Source organism: Nocardioides kongjuensis, from assembly GCF_013409625.1.
Lineage (GTDB): Bacteria > Actinomycetota > Actinomycetes > Propionibacteriales > Nocardioidaceae > Nocardioides > Nocardioides kongjuensis.
Genome location: NZ_JACCBF010000001.1, coordinates 2,855,092 through 2,867,884, shown reverse-complemented (window position 1 = coordinate 2,867,884; position 12,793 = coordinate 2,855,092). Strand labels below are relative to the sequence as shown.

The window sequence follows — 12,793 nt, the reverse complement described above, 5'->3', positions numbered from 1 at the left end:
GGGGAACCTACCGGCGGAACGTGAGGTGGATCGTGCCGCTCTCGGCCGTCTCGGTGACGACCTCGTAGCCCGCCTCGAGTCCCCGCAGGTCGTCCCAGAGCCGGATGCCGCGACCGAGCAGGATCGGCGCGATCGCCACGTGGAGCTGGTCGACCAGCCCGGCGGCGAGGAAGTCGCGGACCACGCTGGCGCCGCCACCGATCCGCACGTCCTTGCCGTCGGCCGCCTCGAGCGCCCGGTCGAGCGCCTCACGAGGCGTCGCCGAGAGGAAGTGGAACGTAGTGCCGCCGGCCATCTCGATCGAGGGCCGGGGGACGCCGTGGGTCAGCACGAAGACCGGGACGTGGAACGGCGGCTCGTCGCCCCACCAGCCGCGCCAGTCGGGGTCGTCGGGGAAGTTGTGCAGGCCGAACATCCCGGCGCCCATGATCTCCGCGCCGAGCTCGGCGAAGTACGCCTCGGCGTACCTGTCGTCGACGCCCGTGGTGCCCGCGCCCGAGGTGTCGTGCAGCACCCGCTCGCGGAACGTCCGGGTCGCGGCGTACGCGCCCGTCAGCCGGGGCCAGTCGTCGCCGAACGGGTTCTCGGGCGTCTGGTCCGTCGTCGTCGCGAAGCCGTCGAGGGAGATGTTGAGGTCGACCCGGACTGCCATGGCGTCAGCGTACGCATGCGACCATCCCGCACGTGACCATCACCCTCACCGACCTCCTCGTGGCCGACCCGCCGGAGGCCTGGCGGGAGGCTGGGTTCGCGGTGGACGACGACGGCGGCTGCCGGGTCGGCGCGGTGCGGATCCGGCTCGTCGGGCGGGAGCGTGGCAAGGGCATCGTCGGGTGGGAGCTGGGCGGCGTGCCGGCAGGCACGACCGACCTCGACGGTGTCCCGACCGCGGCATCGACGACGCCGCCGTCCGAGCCCGCCACCCACCCCAACGGGGTGACCCACCTCGACCACGTCGTGCTGCTCTCGCCCGACCTCGCGCGGACCAGGGCCGCGCTGGAGGCCGTCGGTCTCGACGTACGGCGGGAGCGGGAGGGCGCCATCGACGGTGCCCCCGTGCGGCAGGTGTTCTTCCGGCTCGGTGAGGTGATCCTCGAGGTGATCGGGGCGCCGGACACCGCGAACGAGGGACCGTCCAGCTTGTGGGGACTGACCCATGTGGTGAGCGACATCGACGCGACGGCAAGCCTGCTGGGCGCGCGGACCGGCCAGGTGAAGGACGCCGTCCAGCCGGGGCGGCGGATCACGACGCTGCGGCACCGCGATCTCGGGATGTCGGTGCGGACCGCGCTGATCACGCCACACCTCCGACGCCATCGATGAGCCTCGAATCCACCGGGACCCTCCTTGCGAACCGTCCGCGGGCTGCGGTCGCGTAGCGGGCACAGCCTTCAAAGGCGCAGTGACGAGAGAGGTGCGTAGGAGGCAGGTTCCGCGGTCGGGTTGCGGTTCCCCAGGAAGGTCGAGGGGTCGCGCACCGACCGCCACGCGACCACCGGCCGCAGCCTCGAAAAACCGCTAGAAAACAGGCGAAACCCACCGCAAGGGCATTTCGTTCGAACGCGTGTTCGACTAGAATGGAGCCATGATCTCGGACCTTTCGGAAGCCACCCCGGAGCAACTGCTCCACGCTTCCGAAGACGGTGTCCGAGACCGTCGCGCGGCCGAGGTGCGACAGCTCGAGCTGCTGCTCGCCTGGGCCGATCTCCACTCCGGAGACCCGCGGGCCGAGCCCGGTGCCGTACCGGTCAGGTTCGGCGGTCCGCGGTTGATCACCCTCGGTGGGGACGGGACGCCGGAGGTCCAGGACCTGGCGTTGGTCGAGATCGCGATCGCCCGCCACGAGGGCGTGCTGACCACCCGCAACGCCCTGGCCGACGCGTTCGACCTGCGCCACCGCCTCCCGAAGGTCTGGGCCGGCGTCCGTGCCGGGCGGTGCGAGGTGTGGGTGGCCCGCAAGGTCGCCCGCTGGTCCCGCAAGCTCGACCGCCACCAGGCCCGGATCGTCGACGACGCGGTCGCCGCCGCACTGGACGAGGCACCCTCACGGATCCTCACGATCGCCGAAGCCAAGATCATCGAGGCCGACCCGGTCGCCCACGCGAAGCGGATCAGCGACAACCAGAAGGCCAAGGGCGTCTGGTACCCGAAACCCCGCCCCGGTGCACAGGTCGACGACACCGACGGCACCGGTAACACTGCCGGGGTCGCAACGGTGTTCGCCCGTCTCGCCGAGGCCGACGCGATCGAGCACGCCGCCATGGTCGAGCACCTCGCCACCGCGCTGGCCGAACACGCCCCCACGCCCGTCGACGGCGAGGAGCCGCTGGGGATGGACCACTGGCGGGCCGAGGCCTTCGCGATGCTCGCCGACCCCGCCGCCGTCCTCGCCTTCCTCCACGGAATCGACGAGGAAGAAGTCGAGGGCACCGGGACCGAACCCACCAACACCCCGGCTGCCGAGATCGTCGTCCACGTCGCCCAGCAGTCCGACGGCACCCTCGGCCCCCTCGCTCGGGTCGAAGGGATCGGCCCGCGACTGCTCGACCAGGTCCGCGGCCTGCTCCGCTGCAACGCCATCATCACCGTCACCCCCGTCGTCGACCTCCACAACGGCCGCTCGGTCAACGGCTACGAGCACCCCACCGACGTCAAGAAGCGCACCGAGCTCCGCGCCATCGGGGACGTGTTCCCCCACGCCACCGGACTCTTCACGAGAAACGGCCGGGCACCCGACCACGACCACACAGTCCCGTACGACAGGAACGGTCCGCCCGGCCAGACCGGTGACCACAACGACACCCCGTTGTCGCGACACCACCACCGAGCCAAGACCCACCTCGGCTACACCGTCCTGCAGCTCGGACCCGACCGCTGGGTCTGGGGCACACCCCACGGCCTCCACCGCCTCGTCACCGGCAGCGGCACGACCACCATCACCCGAGCCGAGTACCACGTCCTCGAGGAACAGGCAGTCGTGCTCGCCACCGACTACGCCGCCTGAGCGACGGACATACGCGTTGAGAGGGTCGACAATGTCCCGATGAAGTCACGCATCGGGGCAGTGATGACCATCCTCGCGTTCGCGCTCGCCGGCTGCGGAGGCAGCAGCGACGAGCCGGGCGCCGCGCCGAGCAGCAATCCGACCCGGGCGGGGACGACGCCCACCGAGGCGCCGTGGCAGGCCCTCGACGGCCCGCTCGGCCGCTGCGGCCCGCAGCCGGCGGACGTCGCGGGGACGGGGTTCGAGCCGACGGTCCTGAAGGACCCGGACGTCGGGCGGGTCCCCGCGGTGACGGCGGGCAGTGGCAGCACGGTCGCCGTCCTGCTGCACCAGACCGACGGCAACGGCCTGTGCGGGTGGTTGGCCTACGCCGCCGACCTGGTGGCGCAGCCGGGGGTCCAGGTGCTGGCGATCGACCTGTGCGGGTACGGCGAGGCGAAGTGCCGCGGCGACCGCAGGGGCACCCGCCAGGTGGACGCCGTCGACGTGGCCGTGCGCGAGGCTCGCACCCGCCTCGGCGCGACCCGGGTGGTCGTCGTCGGGGCCTCGATGGGCGGCAGCGTCGCGCTGATGACGGCGGCCACCAACCCCGACGTGGACGCTGCCGTGGACCTGTCCGGGCCGGTCGACTGGAAGGGGATCGAGGTCGTCGACGGCGGACGGGCGCTGACGGTGCCGGTGCTGGTCGCGATGGCCGACAGCGAGGGCGAGGACCAGGTCAGTGGCGCTCGGGCGATCGTCGACCGGGCGCCCGACGGCAGCCGGTTCGAGGCGGCCGACTCCGGTCACGGCTACGACCTGCTCCTCGACGCCGACGCCCAGCCGCTGCCGTTGGCCGAGACCGTCGCGGCCTGGATCCGCGGCTGACCTCCGGGGGAGGGGTCAGGGGCGGCGCTGCAGGACGACCCAGCCGAGTGCGACGCCGAACCCGGCGACGATCGGCCCGATGATCGAGAAGGTCTCGGACCTCGTGTCGCCGATGACGCCCCACGACAGCAGGGTCCAGTAGCCCCCGACGAGCAGCAGCGCGATCGCGGGCGGCAGGCCGAGCAGCAGCTTGTGCCAGCGCGGGCGGGCGCCGTACCGGTCCTGGTCCATGCCCCGAGGCTACTGGGGCCGGTCTTGGAGCACTCTCCAACCTGCCTTGGACCGGTCCACATGGTCACGGCGGTGTGACGGGTGCCACTGTGCAGGAGGCCACCCGTTGTGGTGCTGCATGGGGCAGCGCCGGCCTCGGACGAACGGGAGACGTTCCGTCATGTCGCACGACCAGACGACCGACCAGGGACAGCGCCGGCAGCGGGCGGGGAGGCTCAGCCGCCGCTCGTTCGTCGGCTACGTGATGGGCGGCACCGGGCTCGTCGTCGCGGCCGACCTCGCGCTCGGTGCCGCGCCCGCGCAGGCGGCCGGGCTGCCGATCCCGTCGGTGCCGCAGGTCCCCGAGCTCTACGACCTCAACGACTTCCTCACCCACTGCACGCTGCCGACCTCGGGCCTGATCGCGATCCACGTCGACGAGCAGGGCGACGCCCACTTCGCGCTGCCGCGGATGGAGGTCGGTCAGGGCATCACCACCTCGACGGCGATGATCATCGCGGAGGAGCTCGACCTGCCCGTCGAGCGCGTGCACGTGACGCTCGCGCCGGCCCGCAAGGAGCTGCTGTTCAACCAGCTCACCGGCGGCTCCAACACGACCATCTCGACCTACACCCCGATCCGGGTCGCCGCCGCCGTCGCCCGCAAGGCGCTGCTCGACGCCGCGGCGATCGAGCTCGGCGCGCTGGTCACGACGCTGCGTGTCAAGGGCGGCGTCATCTTCGACCTCCTGGGCAACTCGCTGTCGTACGGCGACGCTGCTGCGCTCGCCGCGCCGGCCACCACGCAGCGGGTGGAGGTCGAGCTGAAGACGCTCTCCGAGCACAAGGTCGTCGGTACGCCGCAGCGTCGCCTCGACGCCCGCGACGCAGTGACCGGGCGCAAGAAGTTCGCGATGGACCTCACCGACGCGGACGTCCCCGGCGCCCTGCCGACCATGGTCTGCCGCGCCCCTGACCTGAACGGCACGCCGGTGGCGATCCGCAACCGGGCCGCGGTCGAGGCGATGCCGGGCGTCACCCACGTCGCGATCATCCCGACCGGCGTCGCGGTCCGGGCCAGGACCTTCGGCCAGTGCATCGACGCGGTCCGCGCGCTCGACGTGGAGTGGAAGGGCGGCACGGTCGCGGGCAAGTCGTCGGCCGACATCCTCACGGAGCTGCGTGCGGCCCAGCTGCCGCTCGCCGTGCCCAAGCTGGGGGCGACCACGGTCGAGGGCGACTTCGTCTTCCACTTCCGCAGCGGCTCGGCCCTCGAGCCGAACTGTGCGATCGCCGACGTGCGCGACGGGACGGCCACGATCTGGGGCGGGCTGAAGTCGCCGATCGACGCGCAGTCCAAGGTCGCCAAGGCGCTCGGCCTGCCGCAGGCGAAGGTGAGCGTCAACGTCGTGCAGGGCGGCGGCTCCTTCGGGCGCAAGCTGTTCAGCGACGCCGCGATCGAGGCCGCGCACGCGTCGAAGGCGTTCGGTGCGCCGGTGAAGCTGATGTGGCACCGCGCCGACGAGCCGCGGCAGGGGCGCGTGCACCCGATGGCGACCTCGCGCGTGCGCGCGACGGTGCTGCTCGGCAGCGTCATCTCCTTCGAGCAGCGGCACACGTCGGTGTCGACGGACTTCACGCACGGGCTGGGCGAGCGGCTCACCGCAGAGGTCGCGGCGCTCCCGACGGGCCTGGCCAACCTCGGATTCTCCGAGACGATCTTCCTGCTCAGCCAGGAGCTGCCCTACAACTTCGGCGTCGTCACCCAGCTGCTCAACGAGTCCAACCGCGACTTCGACCGGTTCAACACCAGCTCGGTGCGCAACATCTACTCGCCCGACGTCCGCACGGCCAACGAGCTCATCGTCGACCAGCTGGCCGCAAGGCTGAAGCTCGACCCGGTCGCGTTCCGGCTGAAGTACCTCAAGAGCGGCATCGTGAAGAACGTCCTGCGCAAGGCGGCCGAGCTGGGTGAGTGGGGCAAGCAGATGCCGGCCGGTACGGCGCAGGGCATCGCGATCCACAAGGAGTACAAGGGCGCCACGGCGGTGGTCGTCGAGATCGACTGCCGACCCGAGACGGTCGGCCGCAAGGTCCGCGACGCCGTCACCGGGCCGCGGGTCACGAGGGCGACGATGGTCGTCGACTGCGGTCTGGTGATCAACCCGCTCGGCGTGCAGGCGCAGATGATGGGCGGCTTCTCCGACGGCCTGGCGCAGGCACTGAGCTACGGCAACCACCTCGTCGACGGGCACTTCCTCGAGGCCAGCTGGGACAACTCGGCCTACACCCGGCAGTGGAACACGCCGTTCGACTTCCACTGCGAGGTCCTCGACTCCGATCGCGAGGAGCCCGGCGGGATCGGCGAGGCCGGGGTCGCGGCGTCGATGGCCGCGGTCGCGTGCGCCTACGCGCGGGCCACCGGGACCATGCCGACCGAGTTCCCGATCAACTTCCGCGCCCCGCTGCACTTCGAGCCGAAGCCGTTCGTCCCTCCTGTCCCCGCATCGCCGACCAACGGCCTCGACTTCGTCTCCTGAGGAGCCCGCCATGCCGAAGCACACCTTCCAGCTCAACGGCGAGACCGTGACGGTCGACGTCGAGGACGACGTCCGGATCCTGTGGGTCCTGCGCGACGTCCTGGGCGTGACCGGACCGAAGTACGGCTGCGGGATCAACGTCTGCAAGGCCTGTACGTCGCACATCAACGGCAAGGCGTTCAACCCGTGCGCGGTGCCGGTCGGCGCGATCGGCCCGGACGACGAGATCACCACGATCGAGGGGCTCGCCGACACCGTGCCCGGTGACGGGCTGCACCCCATGCAGGACGCCTGGCTGGACCACGACGTCGCGCAGTGCGGCTACTGCCAGCCCGGCCAGATCATGGCGGCGGTCGCCCTGGTCGACCGGGTCCGTGCTGAGAACCGGGCGATCACCGAGGACGACCTCGACTCGATCCGCAACGTGTGCCGCTGCGGCACCTACCCCCGGATCCGCGAGGCGATCAGGGCCGGTGCCGAGCGCATGTAGCGTCCGGGGAGGTCAGGGCGCCCGGACCGCGCGCACGGCGACCAGCAGCTCCACCACGTCCTCGAAGCGGTGCAGGTCGGCGCCCGTCTTGAGCGCGATCCGCTCCAGCCGGTAGTAGACCGTGTTGACGTGCACGTGCAGCGCCCGCGCGGCCTCCTTGGCGTTGAGGTCGTGGGCGACGTACGCCTCCAGCGAGTCGGCGTACACGCCGCCCGCGGCGAGGTCGTCGGTGAAGAAGCCGAGCACCTCGGGGCGGACCAGCTTGCGCACGGTCGGGTCGGGGCGGCGCACCAGGTAGCTCAGCGGCGAGATCGCCCCGAACGCGAGCAGACCGGTGCGGCCCTCGAGGGTGTCGTGCGCCAGCAGTGCCTCGCGGTAGGCGTCCGGGGCGGCCTCGTACCCGTGGTGGGGAAGGCTGGTGCCGATCGCCACGTCGATGCCGTCGGCGGCCAGCTCCTTGGCGACCCGCTCGAGGTCGGCGTCGAGCGGGAGCAGTCCGACCAGCTCGTGGTGCCGTACGACGAACATGCCCGGCGCGTGCGCGGCGAACGCCGGGCGGGCCGCCGCACCCGGCGTCGCCACGATCGCGACGTACGCCGGGTCGAGGCCGCCGAGTCCGACGTGCGCCAGCGTCGTGCGGTGCTGGTCGAGCAGCGACTGGCCGTCGAGCAGGCGCTCCAGGGTGTCGCGCTGGGTCCGCTCGAGGTCGGCGATCTGGTACTGCTGCGCCTGGTGGTACGCCGCCGCCGCGGCGGAGCTGCCGACCTCGATCGTCCGCATCACGTGGGAGACGAGCGTGATCAGGACCGCCTCCCGCTCGGCGCCCTCGGCGGGGTAGGCCTGCAGGTTCTCCCACATCCGCAGCTGCCCGATCCGGAACGCCTTGAGGAAGTCCGCCAGCGGTACGCCGACCTCCACCCGCTTCTGCGCGTGCCCGGTCGTCTGCGGGAAGTCGGCGAGGTCGGGGTCGCGGCCCTCGCGGACCGTGCGCGCGAAGACCGCGAAGATCTGGCGGCAGTGGGCGGTGACCTCCTCCTCCAGCCCGCTGGTGCGGTACGCCGGCACCGCGGCCCAGATCGCCCGCGTGGCGTCGGTCGCGAGGTCGTCGAGGCGGGCCTCGAACCACTCCGCGAGGCGCAGGCGGTCGAACTCGGGCGTCGTGAGCAGGTCCGGGACGGGTGGATCCGGGAGCATCCCTCGACGGTAGCCCGAGGGAGGCTGGTCCGTCGTTGGTGCGGGCAGGGCTCAGCCGAGGGCGAGCTTCACCGCGACCAGCACCATGGTCGCCGCGATGCACAGCTCCAGCATCTGCCAGGACCGCGGGCGCGCGAGGAACGGAGCAAGCAGCCGGGCGCCGAAGCCGAGACCGCAGAACCAGAGCAGGCTCGCCAGTGCCGCGCCGGCGCCGAACCACCACCGGCCGGCCGGCTCGCCTCCGTCGTGGGCGGTGGCGATGGAGCCGATGAGGAGCAGGGTGTCGAGGTAGACGTGCGGGTTGAGCCAGGTCAGCAGCACGACCCGGGTGACCACGCTGCGCCGGGACTCGGCCGCGGCGTTCGCCGTGCCGTTGGCGGCGGCCAGCGACTCGGGCCGGCCGGCGCGGCGCAGCGAGCCGGCGGCGTACCAGAGCAGGAAGGCGACGCCCAGCCACCGCACCACGGTGAGCGCCCAGCCGGTCTCGTCGACGAGGGCGCCGACGCCGGCGATGCCCGCCGCGATCAGGATCGCGTCGGACAGGGCACAGATGGCGACCACGACGCCGACGTGGGAGCGGAGCAGGCCCTGCCGCAGGACATAGGCGTTCTGGGCGCCGATCGCGACGATGAGGGAGGCCGTGGTCAGCAGGCCGGCGAGGGCAGGGGCGAGCACGCCGTCGAACCTAGGGTGTCCACCCGATGAAGACCAACGAATGTTCCTACACGAACATGAGCGATGCTTAAGGCATGCGCTTCGACCCGGTCCAGCTCGAGACCCTCGTCGCCATCACCGAGGAGGGCACCTTCGAGGCCGCCGCGCGGCGGCTCCACGTCACGGCCAGCGCGGTCAGCCAGCGGGTGCGCGCGCTGGAGCAGGCCGCGGGCCAGGTCCTCGTCCGCCGTACGACGCCCGCCACCGTCACGCCGGCGGGGGAGCCGCTCGTGCGGCTCGGCCGGCAGCTGCGTCTGCTCACCACGGAGGCCGCGGCGACGCTCGGCGGCGACGAGGTCGTCGACCTCGCGGTCGCGGTCAACGCGGACTCGCTGGCGACCTGGTTCCGGCCGGTGCTCGCCGCGGTCGCCCAGCGACCCGGCACCGCGCTGCGGCTGCACGTCGAGGACCAGGCCTACTCCGACGGCCTGCTGCGCCGCGGTGAGGTGCTCGCCGCCGTCACCGACGAGCCGCACCCCGTGCAGGGCTGCGTGGTCGAGCGGCTGGGCGGGATCAGGTACACCCCAGCCGCCGCGCCGTGGCTGGTCGAACGGCACCGTCGCGGTCGCGGGATCGACTGGGCGGCGATGCCGCTGGTGGTCTACAACGAGAAGGACCACCTCCAGGACGACCTGCTCGCCGCGCACGGCGCCGGCCGTCCGCCGGTGGTTCACCGGGTGCCGAGCACGGCCGACTTCCACGAGGCGATCCGGCTCGGTCTCGGCTGGGGGATGCTGCTGGACCCGCAGCTCGCCGAGAGCCGGGCCGCCGAGGAGGTGGTCCGGCTCCCCGGAGCCCGACCGGTCGTCGTACCGCTCTTCTGGCAGCGGTGGCGCCTCGACAGCCCGGCCCTGGCCGCGCTCACCGACGACGTGCGGAGGGCGGCGCGGGCACTGCGGCCGGTGTCGGCGGGCGGTGTCGGCGGGCGGCGTTAGGAAGGAGCCATGACCGATGTGTGGCCGTTCGTCCGCCAGGAGCGCCTCGCCCTGCTCGCCGACCTGGAGCCGCTGACGCCCGAGCGGTGGGAGGAGCCATCGCTGTGCGCGGGGTGGAGCGTGCACGACGTGCTGGCCCACCTCGTCGATGTCGCGAGGACGTCGGTGCCGCGGTTCGTGCTGACCATGGCGCGAGCCCGCTTCGACTTCGACCGGCAGAACCAGGACGGTGTTGACCGCGAGCGCGGCGCCACGCCCGCGCAGACGCTGGCGCGCTGGCGTGCGGTCGCCGACCTGCGCCGCTCGCCCCCGGCCCCGCGGGTGACCCGGGTGGTCGAGGAGATCGTGCACGGCGAGGACGTACGCCGCCCGCTCGGCATCACCCGGGCCTACGACGCGGGCGCCGTCGCCGATGCCTTCGGCTGGCAGGTCCGCACCTCCGAGTCGATGGGCGGCACGCGGCGCACCCTCGCCGGGCTGAGGCTGGTCGCGACCGACACCGACCTGGTCCACGGTGAGGGGCCGCGGGTCGAGGGGCGCGCGCTCGACCTGCTGCTCGTCTCGGCCGGCAGGACGGTGGTCCTCGACGACCTCAGCGGGCCCGGGGTGTCGACGCTGCGGGAGCGGTTCAGGCCTCCGCGGTCGCCTTGATCCCGGTCAGCGTCTGGCGCATCCCGTCGCGCAGCGACGCGGTGAACGCCTCCATGCCGCCCAGGAATCCCTCGGTCAGCTCGCGGGAGAGCTCGGAGATGCCGTCGGGGGTGGCGCGACGCTGCGTGAGCACGGTGCCGGTGTCCGACGGCGCGAGGTGGAAGGACCACACGGCCCAGTTCTCCTCGACCCGGAACGCGATCTCCTGCTCCGGCTCGAAGCGCACGATCCGGGCGTGGGTGGTCCACTCCAGCTCGCCGTGCTGGTTGCGGTTGGTGAACGCGACGCCCTCACCGGGCTCCGCGCCGTCCTTGATCCGGGTGGAGGTGACCTGCGGGCTCCACTCGGCCATCCGGCGTACGTCACTGACGAGGGCCCACACCGTCGCCGGCGGCGCCTCGATCCCGATCGAGTCCTCGAGCTGGTCCATGGCCTCGGACCGTAGCCGCGATCCAACTTTGCGTCCAGTCGGTCGTATAGTTTTCCCGTGACCGGCACCGACGGACGACGAGCCCGGGGCGACGCGACCCGGCGCCGGGCGGCGCGCTGCGCGGCCGACATCGCCACCACCCACGGCCTCGACTCGATCTCGGTCGGTGGCCTCGCGACGGCGACCGGGCTGAGCAAGAGCGGCATCCTCACCGTCTTCAGCACCCGCGAGGCGATCCAGGTCGCGGCGGTCGCCGAGGCCCGCCGGGTGTACGTCGAGACGGTGGTCGCACCGGTCTGGGGAGCGGCACCCGGGCGGGACCGGCTGGCCGCCCTGCTCGACGCGTGGGTCGACTACCAGCGGGCCGGGGTCTTCCCCGGCGGGTGCTTCGTGGCGGCGACCTCGGCCGAGTACGGCCGCCGCGACGGCCCGGTCGCCGACGCGGTGCGGGCGCTCAAGCGGGAGTGGCTCGACCTGCTCGAGGGCGAGCTCCTGGTCGCGGGGGTGGCGGACCCGGTCGAGGGTGCGTTCCGGATCGACGCCTACCTGGTCGCCGCCAACACCCGGCGCCAGCTGTTCGGCGACGACAGTGCGCTCGAGACCGCCCGCCGGCTCGCCCTGGCGGTGGTCGGCTCAGGCTGAGCGGGTCGAGCCCTGGTGCGCACGGCGCACCAGCTCCACCACGGAGACGCCGTGCTCGGCCCGCGAGGTCCGCGCCTGCCGGTCCAGCCACATCGCGGCGTCGAGCGCGTCGGTGGCCAGCTGGCGCAGGTCGTCGGCGCTGAGCTCCTCGCTGCCCTCCGGGGCGTCATCGGGCTCGGACAACGTCGCGCTGAAGGCCGGACCGGACGTCGCGCCCTCCAGCCACCAGGTCCGCAGCAGCCCGAACCGCGGGCCCTCGTGCAGCCACGTGCCCGGGTCGTCCTCGGCGTGCTCCGCCGCCGTGGTCACGCACCACGACGGGCAGTCCGGCCGGTCGTCCTCTGCCTCCATCTCCCTCCCATCGGCGTCCCGGCCGTCCGGCTGAGGAATCGGCTCGCGCGGACCCGGACCGCGGGCGGATACTGGCGGGCATGCCGTCCACCAGCCAGCTCGCCGCCTTCGCGATCGCCTCGTTCCTGTTCATCCAGGTCCCGGGGCCGAGCCTGCTGTTCACCATCGGCCGTGCGCTCACGGTCGGGCGCCGCGACGCGCTCTTGTCGGTGGTGGGCAACGCACTCGGGCTGGTCGCCCAGGTCGTGCTCGTCGCGGTCGGCCTCGGTGCCGTCGTCGCGGCGTCGGCGGCGGCGTTCACGCTGCTCAAGCTCGCCGGTGCGGCATACGTCGTCTACCTCGGCGTGCGCGCGATCCTGCACCGAGCCAACGCCCGGGCCGCGCTCGAGGCCGTCGGCATCGGCGCCACCCCGGAGTCCACGAGCGGGCTCGCCTCGGTGCGGACCGGCCTGGTCGTCGGCGCGACCAACCCGAAGACGATCGTCTTCTTCGTCGCCTTCCTCCCGCAGTTCATCGACGCCGGGGCCCCCGCCGCGCCGCAGCTGGTGCTGCTCGGCCTGCTGTTCGGCGCGATGGCGGTCTGCTCCGACGGCTGCTGGGCACTGCTCGCCGCCCGAGCGCGGGACTGGTTCGCGCGCAAGCCCAAGCGCCTCGACTCCCTCGGCGCCGCCGGCGGCGTGATGATGGTCGGCCTCGGGATCACGCTGGCGACCGCCGAGAGCCACTAGACCGGACGCGGGGCGCCGTAACGAGAGCGAGCGGGACG

The 12,793-nt window shown here is 72.7% G+C and carries 15 protein-coding genes; 9 read left to right on the top strand and 6 right to left on the bottom strand.

Features of this window, described 5'->3' with window-relative positions:
• Window positions 1-7: 7 nt before the first annotated feature.
• The gene (locus BJ958_RS13740; RefSeq protein WP_179727345.1) at window positions 8-652 is read right to left on the bottom strand and encodes a dihydrofolate reductase family protein; all 645 of its coding nucleotides are present in this window, start codon (window positions 650-652) and stop codon (window positions 8-10) included.
• Between the two features lie 32 nt (window positions 653-684).
• Between BJ958_RS13740 and BJ958_RS13735 the strand changes: the two genes are divergently transcribed.
• The 3 genes from BJ958_RS13735 to BJ958_RS13725 all read left to right on the top strand — a co-directional run bounded on the left by BJ958_RS13735 (window position 685) and on the right by BJ958_RS13725 (window position 3,871).
• Window positions 685-1,323: a VOC family protein gene (locus tag BJ958_RS13735; protein WP_179727344.1), complete on the top strand. Its 639-nt coding sequence runs from the start codon at window positions 685-687 to the stop codon at window positions 1,321-1,323.
• 262 nt (window positions 1,324-1,585) lie between these two features.
• Window positions 1,586-3,004, top strand: a complete 1,419-nt coding sequence (locus BJ958_RS13730; RefSeq protein WP_179727343.1) for a DUF222 domain-containing protein — start codon at window positions 1,586-1,588, stop codon at window positions 3,002-3,004.
• 39 nt (window positions 3,005-3,043) lie between these two features.
• On the top strand, window positions 3,044-3,871 hold the full coding sequence (locus BJ958_RS13725) for an alpha/beta hydrolase (RefSeq protein WP_179727342.1): 828 nt from the start codon (window positions 3,044-3,046) through the stop codon (window positions 3,869-3,871).
• Window positions 3,872-3,886: 15 nt separating this feature from the next.
• Here the strand turns inward: BJ958_RS13725 and BJ958_RS13720 are convergent, their stop codons facing one another.
• Window positions 3,887-4,102 carry a hypothetical protein gene (locus BJ958_RS13720; RefSeq protein ID WP_179727341.1) on the bottom strand — a complete coding sequence of 72 codons (216 nt, stop codon included), beginning with the start codon at window positions 4,100-4,102 and terminating at the stop codon, window positions 3,887-3,889.
• Window positions 4,103-4,262: 160 nt separating this feature from the next.
• Here BJ958_RS13720 and BJ958_RS13715 point away from each other — a divergent pair, with 160 nt between their 5' ends.
• Together BJ958_RS13715 and BJ958_RS13710 are read left to right on the top strand one after the other, a co-directional pair.
• The gene (locus BJ958_RS13715) at window positions 4,263-6,620 is read left to right on the top strand and encodes a molybdopterin cofactor-binding domain-containing protein (RefSeq protein WP_179727340.1); all 2,358 of its coding nucleotides are present in this window, start codon (window positions 4,263-4,265) and stop codon (window positions 6,618-6,620) included.
• 10 nt (window positions 6,621-6,630) lie between these two features.
• Window positions 6,631-7,110 carry a (2Fe-2S)-binding protein gene (locus BJ958_RS13710; RefSeq protein ID WP_179727339.1) on the top strand — a complete coding sequence of 160 codons (480 nt, stop codon included), beginning with the start codon at window positions 6,631-6,633 and terminating at the stop codon, window positions 7,108-7,110.
• Window positions 7,111-7,122: 12 nt separating this feature from the next.
• On the opposite strand, the gene BJ958_RS13705 is transcribed toward BJ958_RS13710, so the two are convergent.
• Both BJ958_RS13705 and BJ958_RS13700 read right to left on the bottom strand, forming a co-directional pair.
• On the bottom strand, window positions 7,123-8,304 hold the full coding sequence (locus BJ958_RS13705; protein ID WP_179727338.1) for a PucR family transcriptional regulator: 1,182 nt from the start codon (window positions 8,302-8,304) through the stop codon (window positions 7,123-7,125).
• 51 nt (window positions 8,305-8,355) lie between these two features.
• Complete coding sequence (locus tag BJ958_RS13700; RefSeq protein WP_179727337.1) at window positions 8,356-8,979, bottom strand: LysE family transporter; 624 nt, start codon at window positions 8,977-8,979, stop codon at window positions 8,356-8,358.
• 74 nt (window positions 8,980-9,053) lie between these two features.
• Here BJ958_RS13700 and BJ958_RS13695 point away from each other — a divergent pair, with 74 nt between their 5' ends.
• Together BJ958_RS13695 and BJ958_RS13690 are read left to right on the top strand one after the other, a co-directional pair.
• Window positions 9,054-9,953 carry an ArgP/LysG family DNA-binding transcriptional regulator gene (locus tag BJ958_RS13695; RefSeq protein WP_179727336.1) on the top strand — a complete coding sequence of 300 codons (900 nt, stop codon included), beginning with the start codon at window positions 9,054-9,056 and terminating at the stop codon, window positions 9,951-9,953.
• Between the two features lie 9 nt (window positions 9,954-9,962).
• A complete protein-coding gene (locus tag BJ958_RS13690; RefSeq protein ID WP_179727335.1) occupies window positions 9,963-10,604 on the top strand; it encodes a maleylpyruvate isomerase family mycothiol-dependent enzyme in 642 nt (213 codons plus the stop codon).
• On the opposite strand, the gene BJ958_RS13685 is transcribed toward BJ958_RS13690, so the two are convergent.
• Window positions 10,582-11,034: an SRPBCC family protein gene (locus BJ958_RS13685; protein WP_179727334.1), complete on the bottom strand. Its 453-nt coding sequence runs from the start codon at window positions 11,032-11,034 to the stop codon at window positions 10,582-10,584. The genes BJ958_RS13690 and BJ958_RS13685 overlap by 23 nt on opposite strands.
• A gap of 57 nt (window positions 11,035-11,091) precedes the next feature.
• Here BJ958_RS13685 and BJ958_RS13680 point away from each other — a divergent pair, with 57 nt between their 5' ends.
• A complete protein-coding gene (locus BJ958_RS13680; protein WP_179727333.1) occupies window positions 11,092-11,676 on the top strand; it encodes a TetR/AcrR family transcriptional regulator in 585 nt (194 codons plus the stop codon).
• On the opposite strand, the gene BJ958_RS13675 is transcribed toward BJ958_RS13680, so the two are convergent.
• On the bottom strand, window positions 11,668-12,027 hold the full coding sequence (locus tag BJ958_RS13675; RefSeq protein WP_179727332.1) for a hypothetical protein: 360 nt from the start codon (window positions 12,025-12,027) through the stop codon (window positions 11,668-11,670). The genes BJ958_RS13680 and BJ958_RS13675 overlap by 9 nt on opposite strands.
• A gap of 80 nt (window positions 12,028-12,107) precedes the next feature.
• On the opposite strand from BJ958_RS13675, the gene BJ958_RS13670 reads away from it, so the two are divergent.
• Complete coding sequence (locus BJ958_RS13670) at window positions 12,108-12,755, top strand: LysE family translocator (RefSeq protein WP_179727331.1); 648 nt, start codon at window positions 12,108-12,110, stop codon at window positions 12,753-12,755.
• Window positions 12,756-12,793: the final 38 nt, after the last annotated feature.

What these genes read in the sequence shown, in the direction of transcription:
- BJ958_RS13690 (WP_179727335.1), top strand. Translation starts at nt 9,963, where the DNA reads ATGACCGATGTGTGGCCGTTCGTCCGCCAGGAGCGCCTCGCCCTGCTC.
- BJ958_RS13715 (WP_179727340.1), top strand. Translation starts at nt 4,263, where the DNA reads ATGTCGCACGACCAGACGACCGACCAGGGACAGCGCCGGCAGCGGGCG.
- BJ958_RS13685 (WP_179727334.1), bottom strand. Translation starts at nt 11,034, where the DNA reads ATGGACCAGCTCGAGGACTCGATCGGGATCGAGGCGCCGCCGGCGACG.
- BJ958_RS13710 (WP_179727339.1), top strand. Translation starts at nt 6,631, where the DNA reads ATGCCGAAGCACACCTTCCAGCTCAACGGCGAGACCGTGACGGTCGAC.
- BJ958_RS13695 (WP_179727336.1), top strand. Translation starts at nt 9,054, where the DNA reads ATGCGCTTCGACCCGGTCCAGCTCGAGACCCTCGTCGCCATCACCGAG.
- BJ958_RS13740 (WP_179727345.1), bottom strand. Translation starts at nt 652, where the DNA reads ATGGCAGTCCGGGTCGACCTCAACATCTCCCTCGACGGCTTCGCGACG.
- BJ958_RS13705 (WP_179727338.1), bottom strand. Translation starts at nt 8,304, where the DNA reads ATGCTCCCGGATCCACCCGTCCCGGACCTGCTCACGACGCCCGAGTTC.
- BJ958_RS13720 (WP_179727341.1), bottom strand. Translation starts at nt 4,102, where the DNA reads ATGGACCAGGACCGGTACGGCGCCCGCCCGCGCTGGCACAAGCTGCTG.
- BJ958_RS13730 (WP_179727343.1), top strand. Translation starts at nt 1,586, where the DNA reads ATGATCTCGGACCTTTCGGAAGCCACCCCGGAGCAACTGCTCCACGCT.
- BJ958_RS13725 (WP_179727342.1), top strand. Translation starts at nt 3,044, where the DNA reads ATGAAGTCACGCATCGGGGCAGTGATGACCATCCTCGCGTTCGCGCTC.
- BJ958_RS13670 (WP_179727331.1), top strand. Translation starts at nt 12,108, where the DNA reads ATGCCGTCCACCAGCCAGCTCGCCGCCTTCGCGATCGCCTCGTTCCTG.
- BJ958_RS13675 (WP_179727332.1), bottom strand. Translation starts at nt 12,027, where the DNA reads ATGGAGGCAGAGGACGACCGGCCGGACTGCCCGTCGTGGTGCGTGACC.